23 protein-coding genes are annotated in these 21708 nt (G+C 42.0%); 8 read left to right on the top strand and 15 right to left on the bottom strand.

Features of this window, described 5'->3' with window-relative positions:
- Positions 1-29: 29 nt before the first annotated feature.
- The 5 genes from CXF80_RS16745 to zapE all read right to left on the bottom strand — a co-directional run bounded on the left by CXF80_RS16745 (position 30) and on the right by zapE (position 4193).
- Positions 30-1325, bottom strand: coding sequence for an adenylosuccinate synthase (locus tag CXF80_RS16745; protein ID WP_101034065.1), 1296 nt, complete (start codon positions 1323-1325; stop codon positions 30-32).
- 69 nt (positions 1326-1394) lie between these two features.
- A complete protein-coding gene (locus tag CXF80_RS16740) occupies positions 1395-1583 on the bottom strand; it encodes a DUF2065 domain-containing protein (RefSeq protein ID WP_101034064.1) in 189 nt (62 codons plus the stop codon).
- 394 nt (positions 1584-1977) lie between these two features.
- Positions 1978-2370, bottom strand: a complete 393-nt coding sequence (gene rpsI / locus CXF80_RS16735; RefSeq protein WP_101034063.1) for a 30S ribosomal protein S9 — start codon at positions 2368-2370, stop codon at positions 1978-1980.
- A gap of 17 nt (positions 2371-2387) precedes the next feature.
- On the bottom strand, positions 2388-2816 hold the full coding sequence (gene rplM / locus CXF80_RS16730; protein WP_101034062.1) for a 50S ribosomal protein L13: 429 nt from the start codon (positions 2814-2816) through the stop codon (positions 2388-2390).
- Positions 2817-3080: 264 nt separating this feature from the next.
- Positions 3081-4193 carry a cell division protein ZapE gene (zapE, locus tag CXF80_RS16725; protein WP_101034061.1) on the bottom strand — a complete coding sequence of 371 codons (1113 nt, stop codon included), beginning with the start codon at positions 4191-4193 and terminating at the stop codon, positions 3081-3083.
- A 320-nt stretch (positions 4194-4513) separates the two neighbouring features.
- Between zapE and degQ the strand changes: the two genes are divergently transcribed.
- Complete coding sequence (degQ, locus tag CXF80_RS16720; protein ID WP_101034060.1) at positions 4514-5863, top strand: Do family serine endopeptidase DegQ; 1350 nt, start codon at positions 4514-4516, stop codon at positions 5861-5863.
- Between the two features lie 201 nt (positions 5864-6064).
- Positions 6065-7144, top strand: coding sequence for an outer membrane-stress sensor serine endopeptidase DegS (gene degS / locus CXF80_RS16715; RefSeq protein ID WP_101034802.1), 1080 nt, complete (start codon positions 6065-6067; stop codon positions 7142-7144).
- A gap of 1170 nt (positions 7145-8314) precedes the next feature.
- On the opposite strand, the gene CXF80_RS16705 is transcribed toward degS, so the two are convergent.
- The 10 genes from CXF80_RS16705 to CXF80_RS16660 all read right to left on the bottom strand — a co-directional run bounded on the left by CXF80_RS16705 (position 8315) and on the right by CXF80_RS16660 (position 17005).
- Positions 8315-9988: an Ig-like domain-containing protein gene (locus CXF80_RS16705; RefSeq protein WP_101034058.1), complete on the bottom strand. Its 1674-nt coding sequence runs from the start codon at positions 9986-9988 to the stop codon at positions 8315-8317.
- 189 nt (positions 9989-10177) lie between these two features.
- The gene (locus tag CXF80_RS16700) at positions 10178-10813 is read right to left on the bottom strand and encodes a response regulator (protein WP_101034057.1); all 636 of its coding nucleotides are present in this window, start codon (positions 10811-10813) and stop codon (positions 10178-10180) included.
- Positions 10798-12210 (bottom strand): sensor histidine kinase, encoded by a 1413-nt coding sequence (locus CXF80_RS16695; RefSeq protein ID WP_101034056.1) that lies wholly within the window; start codon positions 12208-12210, stop codon positions 10798-10800. The genes CXF80_RS16700 and CXF80_RS16695 overlap by 16 nt, the downstream gene beginning before the upstream one ends.
- 154 nt (positions 12211-12364) lie before the next feature.
- Positions 12365-13624 (bottom strand): UDP-N-acetylglucosamine 1-carboxyvinyltransferase, encoded by a 1260-nt coding sequence (gene murA, locus CXF80_RS16690; protein ID WP_101034055.1) that lies wholly within the window; start codon positions 13622-13624, stop codon positions 12365-12367.
- Positions 13625-13639: 15 nt separating this feature from the next.
- Positions 13640-13891: a BolA family protein gene (locus CXF80_RS16685; RefSeq protein WP_101034054.1), complete on the bottom strand. Its 252-nt coding sequence runs from the start codon at positions 13889-13891 to the stop codon at positions 13640-13642.
- A 27-nt stretch (positions 13892-13918) separates the two neighbouring features.
- Positions 13919-14218 (bottom strand): STAS domain-containing protein, encoded by a 300-nt coding sequence (locus tag CXF80_RS16680; protein ID WP_101034053.1) that lies wholly within the window; start codon positions 14216-14218, stop codon positions 13919-13921.
- The gene (locus CXF80_RS16675) at positions 14215-14814 is read right to left on the bottom strand and encodes an MlaC/ttg2D family ABC transporter substrate-binding protein (RefSeq protein ID WP_372491505.1); all 600 of its coding nucleotides are present in this window, start codon (positions 14812-14814) and stop codon (positions 14215-14217) included. Before CXF80_RS16675 ends, CXF80_RS16680 begins: the two co-directional genes overlap by 4 nt.
- 79 nt (positions 14815-14893) lie before the next feature.
- Positions 14894-15367: an outer membrane lipid asymmetry maintenance protein MlaD gene (gene mlaD / locus CXF80_RS16670; protein ID WP_101034051.1), complete on the bottom strand. Its 474-nt coding sequence runs from the start codon at positions 15365-15367 to the stop codon at positions 14894-14896.
- 41 nt (positions 15368-15408) lie between these two features.
- On the bottom strand, positions 15409-16194 hold the full coding sequence (gene mlaE / locus CXF80_RS16665; protein ID WP_101034050.1) for a lipid asymmetry maintenance ABC transporter permease subunit MlaE: 786 nt from the start codon (positions 16192-16194) through the stop codon (positions 15409-15411).
- Positions 16181-17005, bottom strand: coding sequence for an ATP-binding cassette domain-containing protein (locus tag CXF80_RS16660; protein WP_198554783.1), 825 nt, complete (start codon positions 17003-17005; stop codon positions 16181-16183). The genes mlaE and CXF80_RS16660 overlap by 14 nt, the downstream gene beginning before the upstream one ends.
- Positions 17006-17205: 200 nt before the next feature.
- Here CXF80_RS16660 and CXF80_RS20325 point away from each other — a divergent pair, with 200 nt between their 5' ends.
- Genes CXF80_RS20325 through lptB form a run of 6 tightly spaced genes read left to right on the top strand, consistent with a single transcriptional unit; the run spans position 17206 to position 21613 of the window.
- Positions 17206-18168 (top strand): calcium/sodium antiporter, encoded by a 963-nt coding sequence (locus tag CXF80_RS20325; protein ID WP_124012479.1) that lies wholly within the window; start codon positions 17206-17208, stop codon positions 18166-18168.
- Positions 18169-18213: 45 nt separating this feature from the next.
- On the top strand, positions 18214-19191 hold the full coding sequence (locus CXF80_RS20320) for a KpsF/GutQ family sugar-phosphate isomerase (RefSeq protein WP_124012480.1): 978 nt from the start codon (positions 18214-18216) through the stop codon (positions 19189-19191).
- A 2-nt stretch (positions 19192-19193) separates the two neighbouring features.
- The gene (gene kdsC / locus CXF80_RS16650; protein WP_101034049.1) at positions 19194-19760 is read left to right on the top strand and encodes a 3-deoxy-manno-octulosonate-8-phosphatase KdsC; all 567 of its coding nucleotides are present in this window, start codon (positions 19194-19196) and stop codon (positions 19758-19760) included.
- Positions 19757-20317 (top strand): LPS export ABC transporter periplasmic protein LptC, encoded by a 561-nt coding sequence (gene lptC / locus CXF80_RS16645; RefSeq protein ID WP_101034048.1) that lies wholly within the window; start codon positions 19757-19759, stop codon positions 20315-20317. Before kdsC ends, lptC begins: the two co-directional genes overlap by 4 nt.
- On the top strand, positions 20304-20885 hold the full coding sequence (gene lptA / locus CXF80_RS16640) for a lipopolysaccharide transport periplasmic protein LptA (protein WP_101034047.1): 582 nt from the start codon (positions 20304-20306) through the stop codon (positions 20883-20885). The genes lptC and lptA overlap by 14 nt, the downstream gene beginning before the upstream one ends.
- A complete protein-coding gene (gene lptB, locus CXF80_RS16635; protein WP_101034046.1) occupies positions 20882-21613 on the top strand; it encodes an LPS export ABC transporter ATP-binding protein in 732 nt (243 codons plus the stop codon). Before lptA ends, lptB begins: the two co-directional genes overlap by 4 nt.
- The last annotated feature ends 95 nt before the right edge of the window (positions 21614-21708 follow it).

Here is a 21708-nt window from a genome sequence, read left to right as displayed (position 1 = left end):
AAAAGGCCGCTTATCGCGGCCTTTTTAGTTTACTTGAACGGACTCACCAAAATCATGGTTTCATTTCTATCCGGACCGGTAGAGATAATATCAATGGGCGTTTCTAATAACACTTCGAGACGCTTGATATAATTAATTGCCGCGGCAGGTAATTGCTCGATGGTTGTGGCACCGAAAGTGTTTTCACTCCAACCAGGCATAGTTTCATAAATTGGGGTAACTAGATCATAACCTTCAGCAGCTAAAGGGGTCACCTTTGAAACTGTTCCATCAGCATATTGATAGCCAACACAAATCTTAACTTCTTTTAGACCGTCTAAAACGTCTAATTTAGTTAAGCAAAAACCGCTAAGACTGTTGATTTGAACGGCACGGCGCATGGCCACAGCATCTAACCAACCAGGGCGACGTTTGCGACCCGTTGTAGCACCAAACTCTTGGCCTTTCTCACCAATATAATCACCAATTTCATTGGTTAATTCCGTTGGGAATGGACCCGCACCGACACGCGTCGTGTACGCTTTCATGATGCCTAACACATAGTCTAGATGACGAGGACCAAAACCTGAACCCGTCGCAACACCACCCGCAGTTGTGTTTGATGAGGTCACAAATGGATAAGTACCGTGGTCGATATCCAATAATGTTCCTTGAGCGCCTTCAAATAGAATGGGCTCACCCGCTTTACGGGCAACATCTAACATTTCACTGACATCAGTACACATGCTTTTGAGATAATCAGCAATTGCCAATGCATCATCTAGTGTTTGCTGATAATCAACGGCTTCAACATGGTAGTACTCAGTTAGCATAAAGTTATGGTATTTCATAACTTCTTGTAACTTAGTCGCAAATAGTTCTGCATTAAACAAATCACCAATGCGCAAACCGCGACGAGAGACTTTGTCTTCATATGCAGGACCAATACCCCGTCCAGTGGTGCCAATGGCTTTATTACCGCGAGCTTTCTCACGGGCAACATCTAATGCACAATGGAATGGAAGGATAAGCGGACATGCTTCAGAAATTAATAAACGTTCTTCTACAGGGACACCACGTTTTTTTAACATGTTGATTTCTGTCATCAACGCATCAGGAGAAACGACCACACCATTACCGATAATACATTTTACGTTATCACGTAAAATACCTGACGGAATAAGATGAAGAACGGTTTTTTCACCATCAATTACCAAAGTATGACCGGCATTATGGCCGCCTTGGTAACGAACTACATATTTTGCCTGTTCTGTTAAAAGGTCGACAATCTTACCTTTACCTTCGTCACCCCATTGAGTGCCGAGCACGACTACATTCTTACCCATGATTAGCTGCAACGTCTTGTGGTATAAAATAGAATTTTAACAGATTTTAGGGGGTTATAGGCAAGTATTTTATTGCGCAATGATCAATAAAACGACACCTACAGTCACTAAACATCCACCTAAGCGTCTGAGAACATTTTGCTTTTGTGTTGAAAGCTCTAATAAATATTTTTGCCACTTGTTAGGGAAAAGTAACGGACCAAGCCCTTCAAGAATTAAAACTAAGCCAAATGCGGTTATTAACAGCTGTATATTCATGTTGTAGTCTCTCTTTAACTGACACCAATCGTGTTCAATATTGGGTCATGCAGCGGGAATTCAAGTTGTTTTAATCAAGACCAAGACTTAAAGGCATAGTGTTGTTCGGCAACTGCTCTGCATTGATCTACCTTTTGTATCTGACCGCCATGGACAATGGAGGAAATGTCTTATCTTGTATGGAACAAAATAGATCATGCCGTCGTACGTTAAAATGCGTCAACACAGAGTAAAGTAATTTGATTGGCATGACATCTTCGGCCGATGTTTTCGAGCTTATCTGCAGCGATTTTATAGAACATCATTAATATGCACACAAAACACATCTTGCGCGCTAAATTTTAGGCAATAAAAAACCCAGCGTAAGCTGGGTTTTTTGAATCCAAAAAACGAATTAACGCTTAGAGAACTGTGGCTTACGACGTGCTTTACGTAGACCAACTTTCTTACGCTCAACTTTACGTGCATCACGGGTAACAAAACCAGCGGTACGTAGAGAAGGACGTAATGTTTCATCTAGTTGCAATAGTGCACGGGTAATACCGTGACGAATTGCACCAGCTTGGCCAGTAGTACCACCGCCCTTAACAGTTACATAGATGTCTAATTTATCAGTCATTTCAACTAACTCTAATGGTTGACGAACAACCATACGAGCCGTTTCACGACCAAAATACACATCCAGTGGAAGTTGGTTAACAACGATATTGCCACTACCTGCTTTAGCGAAAACGCGAGCTGTAGATGTTTTGCGACGGCCAGTGCCGTAGTACTGAGTTGCAGCCATTTTATTACTCCTCCCGTTTAGATATCAAGAAATTGTGGTTGTTGTGCAGCATGGTTATGTTCTGTGCCTGCGTAAACTTTAAGCTTACGGAACATAGCACGGCCCAAAGGACCTTTTGGTAACATACCCTTAACTGCTTTCTCGATGATCATTTCAGGCTTATGAGCTTGAAGCTTCTCAAAGCTGATCTGCTTAATGCCACCAATGAAGCCTGAATGAGAGTAGTAAATCTTACCAGCAGCTTTATTACCAGTTACAGTTACCTTTTCAGCATTGATAACGATGATATAATCACCAGTGTCAACGTGCGGTGTGTATTCTGGCTTATGCTTGCCACGTAAGCGAGTTGCGATTTCAGTTGCGATACGACCTAAAGTTTTGCCTTCAGCGTCAACAACAAACCAGTCACGAGTTACAGTTTCTGGTGTAGCAGTAAAAGTCTTCATTATTACAAAAACCCAAAGTTAATTTTCTGTCTTACATGCTGAATGCGGATTGCAATCAACACAAAATTACCGATTCTTGCCCCTTCGAACATGAATATTGGCTTATAACTTCCGCCCAATTGGCGGATTAACGCGGGCAGGTCGCAGATTATACGCAAAGCCACAGCAAAGATCACCTGCTTTTTGATAATATTTTAAATTAACTGCTCTATACACGTTGAACAAAAAGCGTTCGGCTTTTTTTAAAAAAATAGCGCTGGTAAACTAAGGCAAATGTTCCAACGCGAGATACTCTCTCGATTGCATTTCAATCAACCTTGAACGGCAACGCCTGAATTGAAAACTTAACAGGCCATCAGTATAAATGTGCTCCAATTCCACTTGCGCTGAAATAATCAATTTCACATTTCGCTCATAAAATTCATCGACCATAGCTAAGAAACGCCGGGCGATATCATCACCCGTTTGCTGCGCCCCCATTTGCTCAAGCCCACTCAACAGCACAGTATGATAAAAGCAAGCCATTTCCATGTAGTCACGTTGCGAACGAGGCCCATCACACAAATCACGGAAGTCGATTAACAGTACACCTTGCGACTGTTGACGAATACGAATGGCGCGTCCATCGATTTCTATCGGCGTGGTAAATCTATCTGATTCCGGCGCGAGTTGATCAAAATAATGTAATAGATTGATATCAGCTTGTTCATCGAGTGGATAATGATAAATCTCTGCTTGCTCTAAGGTCCGTAGACGGTAATCAATCCCTGAATCAACATTTAAGACTTCACAATGCTGGTTAATCAATGCAATCGCAGGTAAAAAACGTACCCGCTGTAAGCCATTTTTGTATAATTCATCAGGAATGATGTTCGAGGTAGCGACAAGTGCGACCCCTTCTTTAAACAATGCTTGAAATAAGGTGCCCAACAACATGGCATCAGTGATATCAGACACAAAAAACTCATCGAAGCAGATAATTTGATATTGTGACGCCATCTTTTTAGCAATCGTCAGAAGAGGATCTTGTACCCCTTTGAGTTCGCCTAAGTCATGATGAATTTGATGCATAAAACGATGGAAATGAGCACGTAATTTTCTTTCCGTGGGCAAGGCATCAAAAAAGGTATCCATCAGATAGGTTTTACCCCGGCCAACCCCACCCCATAAATACAAGCCTTTTACTGGGGCAGATGTCGATTTTATCCCCACCGCAGCAAACAACTGATTCAAGCCCGAAACGGGTTTAGCGGCGACAATCAACTCGTCATATACGCGTTGCAATGACTTAACCGCTTGTTCTTGTGCGATATCATGTGAAAAGTCGTCTCGGGTAAGGTCTTGCTGATAATGTTGCCAAGGGGTTAACTGCGACACGATTACGACTCTCTTACATCAAATAATTGCTGCGGATAATAACATTAAACAATAAGTACGAGTAATGGCTTCAAAGGATCAAATTAACCTTTGTTAATAAAAAAGGAACTAACATAATAACAGCCACTCTGATTGATTAACGTAAATTTGCTTATTCTTTACCTATAATTGTACTGACTTGCTCGCCATTGTAGAACATCATAAAACGAGCTTTAGGCAACACATCAGCAAAATGATTAACGATATTTAACTTTAACATCATGTCATCAAGCCAGATATTTTTCTCATCAAGCTTGAATGTATACAGGAGCTGTCCCTAGATGAAAACCAAATTAAGCTTACTCTCTGCTGCGTTATTAACGGCATCGTTAGTCATGACACCAACGCTGTCGCTAGCGGCCATTCCACAAGCCGTTGACGGTCAAACCCTACCTAGCTTAGCGCCAATGTTAGAACGCACAACGCCAGCAGTTGTGTCGGTAGCAGTAACGGGCACCCAAGTGTCAAAGCAACGTGTACCGGATGTGTTTCGCTATTTCTTTGGCCCCAACGCACCACAAGAACAAGTTCAAGAGCGCCCTTTTAGAGGCTTAGGCTCTGGCGTTATTATCGATGCTGATAAAGGCTACATTATTACCAACAATCACGTCATTAACGGTGCAGACGACATTCAAATTGGTTTACATGATGGTCGCGAAGTAACGGCTAAGCTCATTGGTGCAGATAAAGAGTCCGATATTGCTTTACTGCAAATTGAAGCCCAAAACTTAACCGCTATTAAGCAAACTGATTCTGACGAAATCCGCGTTGGTGATTTTGCTGTTGCCATTGGTAACCCATTTGGTCTTGGGCAAACCGTTACATCAGGGATTGTCAGCGCGCTAGGTCGCAGTGGTTTAGGCATAGAAATGCTCGAAAACTTTATCCAAACAGATGCCGCTATAAATAGTGGTAACTCTGGCGGCGCATTGGTTAACCTAAAAGGCGAACTCATCGGGATAAATACCGCAATTGTCGCCCCTAATGGCGGTAATGTCGGTATTGGTTTCGCTATCCCTGCCAATATGGTGAATAACCTTGTTGATCAAATTATTGAACATGGTGAAGTCAGACGTGGGGTATTAGGTGTATCAGGACGCGATCTTGATAATGAACTCGCCAAAGCTTTTGGTTTAGATACTCTACATGGCGGTTTTGTTAATGAAGTCATGCCAAAAAGTGCTGCGGATAAAGCAGGGCTAAAAGCGGGTGATATTATAGTCAGCCTCAATGGTCGCAGTATTAAAACCTTCCAAGAATTACGGGCAAAAGTGGCCACTATGGGCGAGGGAGCAGAAGTAGAATTTGGTATTATTCGTGACGGCGATAAAAAAACTATTGAAGCGACATTAGGTAAAGCAGATAAAGTCGAAGCAGAAGCGGGTAATGTGCATCCTATGCTACAAGGTGCCACGTTAGAAGACAGCAAAAAAGGCATCCAGATCACAGAGGTTGCTCAAGGCTCACCAGCGGCAATGAGCGGTTTAGAGAAAGGTGATTTAATTGTGGGGCTAAACCGCAGTAAAGTGACCAGCCTTAAAGCATTAACAGAAATGTTGAAAGATAATCAAAGCTCTGCGGCACTTAAAATATTACGAGACAACCATTTGCTCTACCTTGTATTACGCTAACATATATTACGCTAACATTTATTACACTAACATGTATTACATTATTATTGCCTATAAACAGAGTCACACAGCAATAACAACCATTACGTTATAGTCTGTGGTGTTAGTTAAAGAATGAAGCATCGCCAAGCCTTTGGTCGGTGCTTATTTCTTTGAGCTATGTTAATATTTCAACTATTATTTTTAACAATTATTCAAGCCATGAATTTAAAAGACACTTGCATTTATATAACTAAAGCTGTGGTATTTGGTCTGATAATGGCAGCTGTTTTTTTAGCCATAACCTCGTTGATGCAAAATTCCTCGTTCAATCATAATTTATCCAATGTCAGCTCCAATGGCTCAGAATTATCTTTTGCTAAAGCCGTTCGTCGAGCCGCACCGGCAGTTGCTAATATTTACAGTCTTAGTATTGATCAAGGTAATCCGCTCAATTCAAGTTCGCTTCAAGGCTTAGGCTCTGGGGTGATAATGAGTAACGAAGGTTATGTACTAACCAATTACCATGTGATAAAAAAAGCAGACGAAATTGTTATTGCACTGCAAGATGGGCGAAAATTTACTGCCGAAGTGGTGGGTTCCGATCCCGAAACAGATTTAGCTGTATTAAAAATTGAAGGCGATAATTTACCTATCGTACCGGTTAATCTTGATAAACTAGCCCAAGTCGGCGATGTGGTATTGGCGATTGGTAACCCTTACAACATTGGCCAAACCATTACCCAAGGTATTATTAGTGCAACCGGCCGTAACGGCTTAAGTTCTGGTTACTTAGACTTCTTACAAACAGATGCGGCCATTAATGCCGGTAACTCTGGCGGAGCATTAGTCGATACCGGTGGTGAGCTCATTGGTATCAACACCGCGGCATTCCAAGTGGGTGGCGATAATGGTGGTAACGGCATTAGCTTTGCGATCCCAATAAAGTTAGCCCACAGTATTATGGACAAATTAATTAAGGATGGCCGGGTTATTCGTGGCGCGTTAGGCATTTCGGGAGAACCGCTTAACGCTGTCATGGCACAAATACTTAACCTACCAGATTTGAAAGGCGTGTTGGTGACAGGTATTGATCCTGGCGGACCTGCTGCCCGTGCACGTTTAACCCCTAGGGATGTTATTACTCAGTATAATGACGAAGATGTGCCTGGTGTTGAAATGTTGATGGACCGAATTGCAGAAACCCCACCGGGCACTAAAGTCAACATGACCATTATACGTGAGGGTAAAAAGCAGACGCTGCCAGTCATTATTGCAGAAAAAGTCACTAACCCTGAGTAATACCATTAAAAATATCGACAAAAAAGCCATTCAATTGAATGGCTTTTTTTGTACAACACTAGCGCTAACGATTCCGCATTTTCTTAGATAAATATAAATATATAAGACAATTTATTCTTTAACTGAAATGCTAAGCCATGTGTTGCTGAAATTTTAGCTTTTTGCTAAGTCGATTAACTCAGTCTATTAGTGACGTCGAATTAAGTAAAACATCTGTGGCCTGCCAACGCCTAAAGCAGGCAGGTCTTTTGATGCACTTTTGTCATCCTGATATCATTTTCAGCATAATTGTGGCTAACATATTACTCAATAAGGCAATAACGGATATAGCGATAAGTAAACGCCATAGGCTTTAACGCCTTCACCATGGGCTATTTATCCCTTAGGGGAATTTAGCAACAAAACGATTACCTTGTTCGTCGTCAATAATTGAACTTGAAACGCTTTGACTATGCAGTGAATAACGATGCCGACGACATGCCGTTTTTGAAAACCAAACTATTAATAATTCCCTTTGGGAATAATGTCCCGGTCAACAATAATTACCTTTATAGCATCGGTGTATCCGTCTGCATTGATGTTTTACCCACACGGCTTTTTACCCACCGATTGTTGATCTAATTTATCTTTAGACTGTTTGTGTTGATTAATATCTTATGAAGGATAGGACTATTGTTACTGTTGAGCGCTAATTTATTCGCCTGCATCACCACGACAACCTAAATCAACTCAATCACTATTTTTAGTGCGGGGTAAGTATTTTATCTTCTTGCAGCTGAGCTTTAGTTTGTTCAACAATGTAAGTCATGGTTATATTGTGTAAATTCATTCATGTTAGCGCTACTGGGTAATAACACTCGCTTAATACTGGCTGGATGGTTCAATAACGCCAAATGATGGTTTGAAACTATTTTGCCTTGGTGAATAGTGAGCAACATAAGGTCTTTGATCCATAAACCCCGGCAGTTAAACATTAATGAAAAAAGCCATCAATTAATATTGATGGCTTTTTTCATTAAGCGGTTAATTCGTTAATTCATTTAAGTTACTCAAACAGTTTCATCACAACAGTTACATGGATAATCTAAAACCAGATTATTGACGGCTTCATCATTTAACAATAAAAAAAACCATGCAGAATACCGCATGGCTTTAAGGTAGCGCTAATGTTTACTTATGCATTTTACCATCAGGCAGTGCTGCTGCTTTATCAGCATAATCAGCATGGCACTCACCGCAAGAGTACTGCGCGGTTGCCCAAGGCATTTGGAACTTACCATCTTCAGTGAACTGCTTCGCGGCAGGGTCGAGGTCAATAGTAAACAGGTGAGATTTGACGTCACCAAAGGCCGTTGTGCCATCTTTTCCGAAATGTTTTACTGCGCTCTTAGCCAATTTTGGCATATGACAGTCGGTACACTCTGCAACAAACTCATGTACTCCAACGGTAAACTCTTTCTTGTATTCACCCGTATGGCAAGAAGAACACTCTTTAACTGCACCAGTATGCAAACCATCAGCACTGTCTGCATTTAAGGTAGACTTGTGAGAATCATGACAAGAGGTACACGCCATACCGCTCTTAGGACCAATTTCGTCACCGGCTTTATAAGTGCCATGGTCTTCAGGTACAACGCCTAACATTTCATCGCCAGTCTGGTGATGCTTTGATAATCCACCACTAGAGATGATACGACCACCGACTTTACTTCCATCAGGGAAGGCATCGTTATAATGGCTAATAAATGTTGGGTAATCTTTCTCACCATCACGAGTATGACACTCGGCGCATGTGACCGCTTTACCATAGCCCATATCATCGGCTAAGAAATCTTCGGTTATACGAGCAACGGCAATCTTAACGATATTTTCTGATGATGGTGCTTTGACATGCTCACTACCCGCGCCATGACAAGATTCACACTGAACGCCTTGCTCTGCAAAGGTACCATCCATGCCAGGAAGATCATCTTGACGTAATGGGCTGCGAGTATCGCCACCTGCTACATCAGTCGTACGTTTCCACCCCGTTGTATGACAGTTACCACAGCTATATTTAACATTGAATTGGTCTCCCTTGTAATCGCCCATAACATCCACATCACCTGGATGATTATCAGGAATATTCAATTCACCAGCAGCATTACGAATATTGTATTGCACGTCTTGGCCGGTAACGATGTAGCCATCTTTGTCTAACCAGCGCATTTTCCAACCGTAACCACCAACAGTATATGAGACCTCGTCATAACTTGTTGGTGCACCTAAATCATTATTGGCTGTTGAATTGACCAACAGATCGATAGCGCCAATAATGGTTGTAGCAGGGGTATACGGAAATACCGGAGCATCATTGCCCGGGTTTTTCATAATTTTGAAGTTGTGACCGGTTTTTACAAAAGTCTCGTGCGTATCAGCGTGGCAGGCAGCACAAGATGAAGACCCGACATAGCTTAATGCTTCTGGCTCAGGAATAGCCTCTACGGTTACCGTGGCTACAGCTGATGCTTCGTCGGTGCCATCAGTAATGGTGTAATTAAACGTCACTTCACCGGCTTCTGCGCCAGCGGTAAAGTCAACCTTGCCATCTTTAATCACTGCGCTATCAGAATCAACAGAAACAATTGCCAAGGTGTCGCCATCGGCATCGGTGTCATTTGCTAGCACATCAATGGTCACAACTTGTGCAGCCAGAACATTGGCAATATCAGCAGTTGCTACTGGGGGGGTATTTTCATCTGCTGGTGGTGGAGTAACCGCATCATCATTGTCACTACCACAGGCCACAAGCATGGTAATCATGCTGGCTAGGAGTAATTTTTTGTATGGAATTATTGTTTTCATCAGTTTATCCTCAAATTGGCTTTCAATCACTGCACAATGTTGGGCGTGATTGATATGTCTCTTTGGACATATGCTCAGTATTTGCGGATTACCTATAAAGAGATAGATAACGATAGTTCACAGTCTCTAACAACTTGTGAACTATTGTTATCATAACAAGCATAACCCACTGATTTAAATGCATTAAAACTATAACGATAAGTTGTGATTTTGTAACACGAATTGGCCGGTACTTGTTAAAATGTAGACCTTGCTCTCATTTTGCATTACCAAACCTGCTTTTTTTAGCTGGCGTAAATGGAAATTAAATTTGGTATGGTCTGCAACCCCCACTAATCGGCAAAGATCCATAAACTTTAGCTGCTTATGAGTACCTAACTGCTTAAGTGTTTCGCGTCGAAGCGCGTTTGCTAACGCAGAATAGACACAATCTGGATCGATATCATTGGTTGTTTTTAATAATAGTTTTTCTTGAATGCTGCGTTTTATAGTGACAATTAACACCGAACTACTAAAAGGCTTAGTGATAACATTATCGGCACCCTTTTTCATCGCATCCACAGCGGTATCAACCGTGGCATAAGCCGTCACAATGACCACCGCCATATAGGGGTTAAGTTGGCGTAAATTGGAAATGGCCTCAACACCTGTCATACCAGACATCACTAAATCTAACAGAGCAATATCATAATTTTGCTGCTCACAAGCAGTAATTGCAGCTTCGCCACTGTCAACACCGGTAACTTGATAGCCTTCAAGTTGAAGAATATCGACCATATTTCGCCTAAGTTCATGATCGTCTTCTGCAATTAACACGTTAACCATTCACACTCCCCCCCTGTGGCAAAACGGATAAGTACTCTAGTACCAATGCCTTTGGCACTGATAATGTTCATTTTCCCTTTATGAGCACTGACAATTTGCTTACAAATAGCCAAGCCTAATCCCGTTCCCTTACCTATAGGTTTCGTTGAGTAAAACAATTCTGTGGCTTGTTGCTGCGTTTGCTCATCCATTCCATCGCCATAGTCTCTGACTTCAAATAAAACCTGATGCTCATCTCTAGTGACGCTGATATCGATATGAGAGTTATGACCACTGGCATCCATGGCGTTATTAAGTAAGTTAATTAATAACTCTTCCAACTTCACCTTCTGACCAATGATACTTAAGGATGGGTCACAATCAATATTGATAACGTAAGGGACAATTTTATGACTCATTAATTGCTTAGCGCCATAAATGACATCACAAAAATACACCTTTTGAGCGTTACCCAAATCGGTGTGAGCATAGGCCAGTAATTCTTTACTGATAACAGATGCCCTATCAATGCCTAAGCGCGCTCTATTAATATAATCCGTTAATTCATCCAACTTCACTGGAAGTTTTCGTTCGAGTAAATCCAATGCCAAAGTAGAAGAAGCCAAAGGGTTATTAATCTCATGGGCTATTCCCATCGCTAAATGCCCAATGGCTTTATATTTATCCGCTTCAATAGCTCGCTTCAGCTTAGCCTCTGTGGCCATTTCTTTCTCAATATCAAAAATATTGAGTGCCTTGTAGAGCGTGATCAACACAAAAGTGGCCGCTAAGGTTCTATACACTGGAACGGAAGAATGAAGCTCTGTCGGCACTAAACCAGCCAATACACCGTAGATAAATAACCCAACACCAGTGGCAATAAAATACTGCCCATATTCGTGACTATCCTGACGCAATTGATGACCATAAACAGCAATACCCACTCCGGCTAAGGTGGCACTACCAAAGCCGAGTAAAAAACGAGTGTAGCTGGCAGCTTGTGCAAATGTTTCCGTCAGCACTGAACTCCTTTGATATAAGAACAACATCACCAGAATATAAATCACCATAATTGCTGCGGTAATAAACTGGCCTATTCTTGCACACGTTTTAGGGCAAATTCGGAATAAAAGCCAAGCAAAAATCATCAAGCCAGCAAAAGAAAGTGACAGTTTTATCACTCTTAACCATTGCACCACAGAATGATATTTTGGCGAAATATCATCACTGAATAAGATGGCGTATAGCTCAGACCATTCATGAAAAGCATGAAAGAAACCAAAAAGCGCCAGCGCCCATAACGTCTCAGATATAGATAGCTGACTATATTTAAAATTCCGAAACACCACCACGCAACCAATCGCAAAAAACACGAGGCCGTAAAATAAATAAATGTTAAACGTGATGAAAGTCGTCATCACAACACATTAACAGTTTATCATTATGAAGAAGTGATCAGCTTTGCAATTCCTTTGCGATGCGGTGAGGTTTATTTAAGAATTTTTGACACATATCAAATAAAAAACCGCACGGTTAAGTGCGGTCTTAGTGAATTAGCAAGTATTAAATAAGTTAGCTAACGCGGATAACTTCACCGCCTAACCCTTTGAATTTTGCTTCTATGTGTTCATAACCACGATCTAAATGGTAGATACGAGCCACTGTGGTGGTTCCTTCAGCCATTAAGCCGGCAATCACTAAGCTGGCCGAGGCACGTAAATCTGTCGCCATCACTTGGGCACCATTTAAACGCTCAATACCATGAATTATGCAGGTATTACCTTCCAGCTCTAAATTAGCCCCCATACGGCTTAACTCTGGCACATGCATAAAACGATTTTCAAAAATCGTCTCAGTCACTCTACCCGTCCCTTCTGCCAGCGCATTTAACACACAAAATTGCGCCTGCATGTCGGTCGGAAATCCAGGGTAAGGTGCCGTTTTAATGTTTACGGCTTTTGGACGTTGGCCTTTCATATCAAGCTCAATCCAATCTTCGCCTGTGGTGATCTCGGCACCGGCGTCTTCAAGCTTGGATAATACCGACTCTAATCCAATAGGGTCTGCTGACACACAACGAATTTTGCCACGCGTTACCGCCGCCGCAACCAGGAATGACCCTGTTTCGATACGATCAGGCATCACGCGATATTCACAACCGGATAAACGCTCCACCCCTTCAATCGTTAACGTGGCAGAACCAACACCGGTGATTTTCGCACCCATAGCAATTAAGCAATTTGCTAAATCAGTCACTTCAGGCTCACGAGCAGCATTTTCAATAACCGTTGTGCCATCCGCTAGCGCGGCTGCCATAAGCAAGTTTTCTGTTGCGCCGACACTGACCATATCCATAAAGATATGGGCGCCTTTTAAACGGCCATCAACTCGCGCTTTGATGTAGCCCTCTTTAACTTCAATCTTGGCCCCCATTAACTCCAAGCCGTGCAAATGCAAATTGACCGGACGGGCGCCGATAGCACAACCGCCGGGTAAAGAAACGTCTGCAGTACCATAACGGGCAAGCAGTGGGCCTAAAATAAGAATAGAAGCGCGCATTGTTTTGACTAAGTCATAAGGGGCACAATAGTTATTTAAATGAGTGGTTGAAATACGAATGCGGCTATCGCCTAAGTCTTCAACCTCTGCGCCTAAACAACGTAACAGTTCGCAACTGGTGATGACGTCACGTAGTTTAGGTACATTTGAAACAATAAAATCTGTTTCTGCTAGTACGCCAGCCATTAAAATTGGCAATGCTGCGTTTTTTGCACCCGAGATCACGACTTCGCCAGCTAAAGGATTACTGGCTTTAATAGTTAATTTATCCAATGTGAATCTCAGTTGTTACATATTGAAAAGTTTTTCACGCTTCCACTGGGTAGGCGTAAAAGTTTTAATCGTTAATGCGTGCAATTCACCATTGGCAATCTGCTCCGCTAAATGGGTATAAATCGCCTGCTGTTGTTTTACGCGGCTCATGCCGTCAAAACATTCGCCCACTGCGACCACTTTGTAGTGGCTACCATCAGAGGTCACATGCGCTTCTGTTAGCGACAACGCCTCGGTTAAAAGTTGTTCAATATCTTTGCATTCCATGAAATCAATTACCTTTACTATTCAATTCTATACTTGGCTGAAAAAAGCGTCTAAATCATAAAGCTCAATCATTTTCTTGAGCTGAACACTTGGATTAACCAATTGACGTGACACACTTGTTTCCTGACTGCTTGAAACATGCAGTTTGATTAACGCTAATAACAATGCAACACCTGCACTGTCGACGTATTCCACTGCTGATAAGTCTACCACTTGGGTTGATGCAGTAAACAATTCATGGCGTTTAGGCCACAATTGTTTCACCTCATCTTGAGTTAACCGACCGCTAACAATGCAACGGTCATCTTGTTGATTAAAGGTAATCACGCAGCTGCAGCTTCTTTTGCAGGTTGACGATCAATTCTCTGCTGGGTTTTATCATTCAACATGGTAATGACCGCTTCAATACCTTGCTGACGGATTAAATTCGAAATTTCAGATTGCTTAGAGGCCAATAAGCTCACGCCTTCAGCCACTAAATCAAATGCTTTCCAAGTGTTGTCTTTTAAACGACGCGCTTTAAATTGAATTTTAATCGGTGGACGACCTTGCTCAAGGATCTGGACGTTCACTTCAACTATTTTCTCATCGCTAAAATCTCTCGGCGGATCAAAAGCGACTTTTTGATCAGTATATTCTGTTAATGCTTGCGCATAGGTCGCCACTAAATAGCCTTCAAAAGCTTCAACAAAACGATTACGTTGATCTACCGTTGTATCACTTAAATACTGCCCCATCACTTTGTAAGCGGCATATTTATAATCGACATAAGGCATAAGCTCTTCTCGAACAATCACTTTCAAGTGACTTAAATCATTATTAATTAACGTGTTGTCTGATTTAAATCGATCAAAAGTCATATTAGATACTTGTTTGATCATCTCATAAGGGTCATTGGTATTAACCTCATCATTGGCAGCCATAGCACCTTGACTTATCACAACACTGCCCACTAGGCATAAAGCAATAACACGACTAAAAAATAATTTCATAATAGGGATCCTATTTATCTGCAGATGACATACTGTACAAAAGTTGACCAATCAAATCTTCTAAAATCAATGCTCCACGTGTGTCATGTACTTTATCGCCATCGGCAAGCATCGAAATATCATCGTCCATAAACCCAGGCGTTAAGCCAATAAATTGCTCCCCGAGTAACCCTGAAGTCAAAATGGCCAAACTGCTCGTTTCAGGGAATTTATCGAAACGCTTATCCATTGTTAACGTCACAATAGGCACTAATTTATGGCTATCAAGGGCAACATCAGTCACGCGACCAACCACTACGCCACCGACTTTTACAGGCGAACGTACTTTTAGTCCGCCAATATTGTTAAACTCAGCCACTAATGTATAAGTCTGGGCATCGGTTTTTACTTTAACATTAGCAACATTGAATACTAATACACAAAATGCCAATAGACCTGACAATAAAAACACGCCTACTAATAACTCAATTTTCCGTGTCAACATACTATTAAACCACTTAAATTAATCTAAATAATGAAAAAATCTTAATTTCCGAACATGATTGCTGTCAGCAAAAAGTCCAGTGCTAAAACAGCTAAGCTTGCCTGTACAACCGTTGAGGTTGTCGCGCGGCTAATGCCTTCTGGATTGGGTTCGACTTCATAACCTCGGTACAAGGCTATCCATGTGACCACCACACCAAAAATAACACTTTTTATCAAGCAATTAACAATATCTTGTCGCCACTCAACCGATGCTTGAAGAATAGACCAAAACGCACCACTATCAATACCTTTCCATTCCACACCGACTAAATGTCCACCAAAAATACCCACCAAACTAAACATTAGTGCGAGTAATGGCATACTGATAACACCTGCCCAAAAGCGCGGCGCAATGATTTGCCTTAAAGGGTCTATCGCCATCATTTCTAAACTTGACAATTGTTCAGTCGATTTCATTAGACCAATTTCGGCGGTTAGCGCCGAGCCCGCTCGTCCGGCAAATAATAACGCGGCAACAACGGGTCCAAGTTCTCGTAATAAGCTTAACGCCACCATTGGGCCTAAACTTTCTTCAGTACCAAACCCAACTAAAATATTATATCCCTGTAGGGCTAATACCATGCCAATAAACAAGCCTGATACTATAATGATAACCATAGAACGGACACCAAGCACATAAATCTGCTTGATAAGTAATGGCGTGCCTTTTTTGATATTCGGAACACGCACGATCGCGCGCCATAACATGATGCCAGCCCGACCCAAGCCCTGCACGAGTTTCAGTGCATATGCGCCAATATCGGCAATATAATCAATTGCGCCCACGAAGTAGCTCCTCTTGATAATCCTCTGCAGGATAATGGAATGGCACAGGGCCATCTGGTGCGCCTTGAATAAATTGGATCAACTGCGGATTGTCAGATTGACGTAATTGCTCTGGGGTACCATGAGCAATGACTTTTTTGTCTGCTATTACATAGACATAATCTGCAATACCTAATACTTCATCCACATCGTGAGAGACCACCACAGAAGTCAGTTTTAATGAATCCGACAACTCACGAATAAGTTTTACCAGCATCCCCATTGAAATTGGATCTTGTCCCGCAAATGGCTCATCGTACATCACCATTTCAGGTTCTAGTGCAATCGCTCTAGCCAATGCGGCTCGACGCTGCATACCACCGGATAATTCGTTAGGCATCATATACGCTGCACCACGAAGACCTACCGCTTGCAGCTTCATCAATACAATGGAGCGGATAATATCTTCTGGTAATCCAGAATGTTCTCTCAATGCAAATGCCACGTTATCGAATACATTAAGGTCGGTAAATAATGCACCGCTTTGAAACAGCATACTCATCCGCTTGCGCAATTCAAAAAGTTCCTTGCGCTTAAGCTTATGTAAATCGTGACCGTCGAACAAGACATGTCCAGTATTAGGGGTTAACTGTCCCCCAATCAATTTTAACAAGGTGGTTTTACCAATACCACTAGGTCCCATAATTGCCGTTACTTTGCCTTTGGGGATCGATAAAGAAATATCGTTAAAAATCACGCGCGAACCATGGCTAAAGGCCATATGGTTGACTTCGACCAAAGGATTATTATTTGATTTACTCATATCAGACATTGGCGTTGAGGAGATAACTGCCTTCCTTGCATTAAGTTGAGGTGTAAATTGTACTGTAATTGTCGATTAAGCGACAACTATATCCATATCACCACACATCATTTCGAGTACAATTACTGTGCAATGCTTTCAATTTGACTTTCAATTTGATAAAAATCCAGCGAAAATGCTCGTTAATTAATGATCACTATCGGAATCACATGCTAGTTAATATTCTAATGTTAGTTGCTGGCCTTGCTGTTTTAGTTTGGAGTGCGGATAGATTTGTTTACGGAGCGGCGGCATTTGCGCGAAATTTAGGCTTGCCTCCCATGTTAATTGGATTGACCATTGTTGCGATGGGTAGCTCTGCACCTGAAATGTTTGTTGCAGCTACGGCCTCAATGGATGGCATGCGTGATACCGCCGTGGGTAACGTACTGGGCTCAAACATTGCTAACATCACCTTAATATTAGGATTAACCGCCTTACTTGGCGCCATTAGCGTAGCCTCAAAGACCTTAAAACGCGAAATACCTATTATGCTAGCCGCCACGGTATTTGCTGGCTATACCCTGCATGATAATGTGCTAACACGAGCAGAAGGTATCATGCTCATCGTGGTACTTTTCGTGTTAATGGGATATTTCATTTGGCAAGCGACTCATGATAGAACAACCGACAGCTTAGATACTGAACTTGGATCTGATATCCCTAAAAATGTCTCAACCTTTCATGCTATCATTTGGCTAATCGTCGGTATTATATTCCTCCCGCTATCAGCGAGTTGGATGGTAGATGGTGCTGTGGGTATTGCAAAGTTTTATGGCTTGTCAGATCTTGTCATTGGATTAACCATTATTGCAGTGGGAACAAGCCTACCAGAATTAGCAGCCTGTATTGCTGGCGTATTAAAAAAAGAACACGATCTCGCTATTGGTAATATCGTTGGATCGAATTTATTTAACATTCTTGCCGTACTGGCACTACCAGGGTTAATTGCCCCTGGCGAAATAGATGCCTCTGCCAGTGGAAGAGACTTTTATATGGTATTGGGCACCAGTACTGCATTAGCCGTTTTAGTATTATCCAGTGGCACCAAGCAACAACTGACTCGTTGGCATGGCGCACTATTATTAATCACCTTTATTGCGTACCAAATTATTGTATTTCAATCCCATTAGATTGGAGCATTAAAGGTAAAGTCTTAAGCTAAAAGAGAGAGCCGTATGGTAAATCAAACTCAATTTCGTCAATGGGGCCGTAAAGTCATTGATATTGAAAAAGCTGCCTTAGATAATTTATATCAATATGTGGACTCAGTTGAGTTTGGCCAAGCATGTGAACTCATTATGCAGTGCAAAGGCAAAGTGATTGTCATGGGAATGGGCAAATCGGGTCATATCGGTAATAAAATATCCGCGACGTTTGCCAGTACCGGCACGCCGGCATTTTTTGTTCATCCTGGTGAGGCTAGTCATGGTGATTTAGGCGCATTGGCTAAGAACGATATTGTACTGGCGATTTCCAATTCAGGCGAATCGAGCGAAATACTCACGTTAATGCCTGTGATACAACGTATGGGCGTGCCTGTTATTGCCGTAACAGGTAAACCAGACTCTAACATGGCGCGTTTATCTAAAATTCATTTATGCATTGAAGTACAAGAAGAAGCATGCCCGTTAGGATTAGCGCCAACGTCTAGCACCACTGCTACGCTAGCAATGGGTGATGCATTAGCCATCGCATTGTTGCAAGCAAAAGGGTTTACCCGTGATGACTTTGCCTTATCACATCCTGGTGGCTCATTGGGGCGAAAATTATTACTAAAAGTAGACGATGTCATGCATAAAGGCGATGATTTGCCTATCGTCAGTGATGCTATTTGTATTACTGAAGCGCTTTATGAAATATCTAAAAAAGGCCTAGGCATGACGGCGGTAGTCAACCATGAAGCCAAACTAGTGGGTATTTTTACTGATGGTGATTTACGCCGGGTCATCGATGCCGAAGTGAACCTTCGTACCACTTCGATAGCCCTAGTGATGACCAAAAACTGTGTGACCTGCCCTACGGGTATTTTAGCTGCACAAGCGCTACAAATTATGGATGAAAAAAACATCAACGGACTGGTTGTCGTCAATGAAAAACACCAACCGATCGGGGCATTAAACATGCTCGATATGGTTAAAGCTGGAGTCATTTAATCATGTCAGAATCAACCTCGTGTCACCAAGGATTTTACGGCCCTATCAGTAATGATATTTGGCAGCGAGCTCAGAAAATTAAACTGTTAATCTGTGATGTCGATGGGGTCTTTTCAGATGGACGTATTTATCTCAGTAATGCTGGCGAAGAACTCAAAGCCTTTCATACTCGCGATGGCTACGGTATACGCTCAGTTCTCACTAGCGATATTCATGTTGCCGTCATTACAGGTCGTCAATCAAAAATTGTCGAAACCCGAATGACCGGATTAGGAATTAAACATATTTATCAAGGCATTGATAATAAATTTGAACCTTTTGAGCAACTTATGTCGCTGTATAATGTAAGCGCCGAACAAGTAGCCTACATTGGCGATGACATGGTTGATCTGCCCGTAATGAAAGCCGTAGGTCTCTCCGTTTGTGTCGGCGATGGTCATCCGTTTGTAAAGCGACATTGTCACATGACAACGACCTTAAACGGCGGACATGGAGCTTTGCGTGAACTGACTGACTTATTGCTCTTAAGCCAAGATAAATTTGCCAGTGCTCATGGAATGAGTATATGAATCGGATCACCCTAAGTATTGTGGCTTTTTTTGGTCTTGCTTTTATGTTGTACTGGCAAGCACAAATAAAACGCAGTGAAATGGACTCGGTGAAAGTACCTGGTATTGAGCGCCCTGACTTTATTGCAGATAACCTACGCACCACGGAATTCAATCAACAAGGTTTTGTCGAAAGTCGAGTCAGCGCCGAGCACATGGAGCATTATGCTTCAAGTGACATCACTCACTTTACCAAACCGATATACCTCATTTACCCTGAAAATGGTAAAGCACAATGGCAACTAAGTGCAGATCGAGGACAATTGAATAAAAACACCAGCAAAGTCATATTAGAAAACAATGTTATTATTGATGCCATTGATATAGAAGAACCCCTGCAGTCATTGAGTACCCAAGCGGTGACGGTAGACTTAACCACTATGATAGGCACCTCACAAGAGATGGTGTATATCAAAGGCAAAGGGTTTATTATTCAAGGCTTAGGCCTACATGCTGACTTGAATTCGCAACAATTATCGCTACTGAGCCAGGTAGAAGGAACATATGAGCCACATTAATCGTCTCCACACTCGCGCCAATGTTATTTTATTGAGCAGCATGCTTTGCCTGTTGAGTTTGCCTGCTACGGCGAAACAAGGTGATCTGAAACAAGAATTAAAAATTGTTGCGGTTAGCCAATTTGCTGACATAAAAAATAACCAAATCATTTTTAATGGTCCGGTTAAGATTGTCCAAGGCAGTATTAATATCAATGCTGATGAATTACGGGCGTTTACCCCCGAAAACAGCACCAGTAAGAAACTTATCGCCACTGGCAAACCCGCGACGTTTTCACAAGAATTAGATGACGGTCAAATTGGTACTGCCAGTGCCGACGAAATATCCTATGACCTTGCGACTACCACGCTAACATTGACAGGTAATGCCAAACTTAATCAATCGGGTAGCCAAGTGACCGGTAATCGAATTAAGTACAACATCAATGCGCAAGAGCTTATTGCTGAAAGTTCGGGCACAGGGCAAGATCGGGTTATCACCATTATTCAACCTGAGAATTTCCAAGACGAGTCTGCGCCAAAGCAAAAACTCCCTGAAATCCCAGTTAAAAAGCAGATCAAACCATGACCCAAATAACCTTAACCGCTGAAAATCTGGCTAAAAGCTATAAAGATCGTCAAGTTGTTAAAGATGTCAGTTTAACGGTTAAAACAGGCCAAATTGTTGGGCTTTTAGGCCCCAATGGTGCAGGTAAAACAACCACCTTTTATATGGTTGTCGGCCTAGTGAAAAGTGATAAGGGTCGAATTTTAATTGATGATGACGATCTCACTGACGATCCTATGCATCTGCGAGCTCGCAAAGGCATTGGTTACTTACCACAAGAAGCCAGTATTTTCCGTAAACTCACAGTGTATGACAACATTATGGCCGTGTTGCAAACGCGCAAAGAACTCAGTACAGACCAACGTATTGAACAGCTTGAGCATCTATTAGAAGAGTTCCATATTACCCATATTCGAGACAGCCTAGGCATGTCGTTATCGGGTGGTGAACGTCGTCGTGTTGAAATTGCGCGCGCTTTAGCCGCCAATCCAAAATTTATTTTACTCGATGAGCCCTTTGCTGGTGTTGATCCGATTTCTGTCATCGACATAAAAAAAATCATTCAACAACTTAAAAGCCGAGGTCTAGGAGTATTAATTACCGACCATAACGTACGTGAAACGTTAGATGTCTGTGAGCGAGCTTATATCGTCAGCCAAGGTAATTTAATTGCCGAAGGCACACCTGATGAGGTATTGAGCAATCAACAAGTTCGGGCGGTGTACTTAGGTGAACAATTCAAGCTATAGTTACTTTACGGGCCTTTAGTCTATCTAACTCATTTGATTGAACGATATCTAAACAGCGTTAAACATCATTGATGTACGTGACAATCCATTACAGT

Source organism: Shewanella sp. Actino-trap-3, from assembly GCF_002836275.1.
GTDB classification, from domain to species: domain Bacteria; phylum Pseudomonadota; class Gammaproteobacteria; order Enterobacterales; family Shewanellaceae; genus Shewanella; species Shewanella psychromarinicola.
The sequence above is the reverse complement of the archived record's forward strand: the minus strand, read 5'-3'. Positions and strand labels throughout refer to the sequence as shown.

Excerpts from the sequence above, each read along its gene's own strand:
- CXF80_RS16745 (WP_101034065.1), bottom strand. The coding sequence starts at position 1,325 with ATGGGTAAGAATGTAGTCGTGCTCGGCACTCAATGGGGTGACGAAGGT.
- rplM (WP_101034062.1), bottom strand. The coding sequence starts at position 2,816 with ATGAAGACTTTTACTGCTACACCAGAAACTGTAACTCGTGACTGGTTT.
- CXF80_RS20325 (WP_124012479.1), top strand. The coding sequence starts at position 17,206 with ATGCTAGTTAATATTCTAATGTTAGTTGCTGGCCTTGCTGTTTTAGTT.
- CXF80_RS16675 (WP_372491505.1), bottom strand. The coding sequence starts at position 14,814 with ATGGCTGCCAATGATGAGGTTAATACCAATGACCCTTATGAGATGATC.
- CXF80_RS16695 (WP_101034056.1), bottom strand. The coding sequence starts at position 12,210 with ATGACGACTTTCATCACGTTTAACATTTATTTATTTTACGGCCTCGTG.
- CXF80_RS16660 (WP_198554783.1), bottom strand. The coding sequence starts at position 17,005 with ATGTCTGATATGAGTAAATCAAATAATAATCCTTTGGTCGAAGTCAAC.
- CXF80_RS16705 (WP_101034058.1), bottom strand. The coding sequence starts at position 9,988 with ATGAAAACAATAATTCCATACAAAAAATTACTCCTAGCCAGCATGATT.
- rpsI (WP_101034063.1), bottom strand. The coding sequence starts at position 2,370 with ATGGCTGCAACTCAGTACTACGGCACTGGCCGTCGCAAAACATCTACA.
- lptA (WP_101034047.1), top strand. The coding sequence starts at position 20,304 with ATGAGCCACATTAATCGTCTCCACACTCGCGCCAATGTTATTTTATTG.
- mlaD (WP_101034051.1), bottom strand. The coding sequence starts at position 15,367 with ATGTTGACACGGAAAATTGAGTTATTAGTAGGCGTGTTTTTATTGTCA.
- CXF80_RS20320 (WP_124012480.1), top strand. The coding sequence starts at position 18,214 with ATGGTAAATCAAACTCAATTTCGTCAATGGGGCCGTAAAGTCATTGAT.
- CXF80_RS16740 (WP_101034064.1), bottom strand. The coding sequence starts at position 1,583 with ATGAATATACAGCTGTTAATAACCGCATTTGGCTTAGTTTTAATTCTT.
- kdsC (WP_101034049.1), top strand. The coding sequence starts at position 19,194 with ATGTCAGAATCAACCTCGTGTCACCAAGGATTTTACGGCCCTATCAGT.
- degS (WP_101034802.1), top strand. The coding sequence starts at position 6,065 with ATGAATTTAAAAGACACTTGCATTTATATAACTAAAGCTGTGGTATTT.
- lptB (WP_101034046.1), top strand. The coding sequence starts at position 20,882 with ATGACCCAAATAACCTTAACCGCTGAAAATCTGGCTAAAAGCTATAAA.
- CXF80_RS16700 (WP_101034057.1), bottom strand. The coding sequence starts at position 10,813 with ATGGTTAACGTGTTAATTGCAGAAGACGATCATGAACTTAGGCGAAAT.
- CXF80_RS16685 (WP_101034054.1), bottom strand. The coding sequence starts at position 13,891 with ATGGAATGCAAAGATATTGAACAACTTTTAACCGAGGCGTTGTCGCTA.
- degQ (WP_101034060.1), top strand. The coding sequence starts at position 4,514 with ATGAAAACCAAATTAAGCTTACTCTCTGCTGCGTTATTAACGGCATCG.
- lptC (WP_101034048.1), top strand. The coding sequence starts at position 19,757 with ATGAATCGGATCACCCTAAGTATTGTGGCTTTTTTTGGTCTTGCTTTT.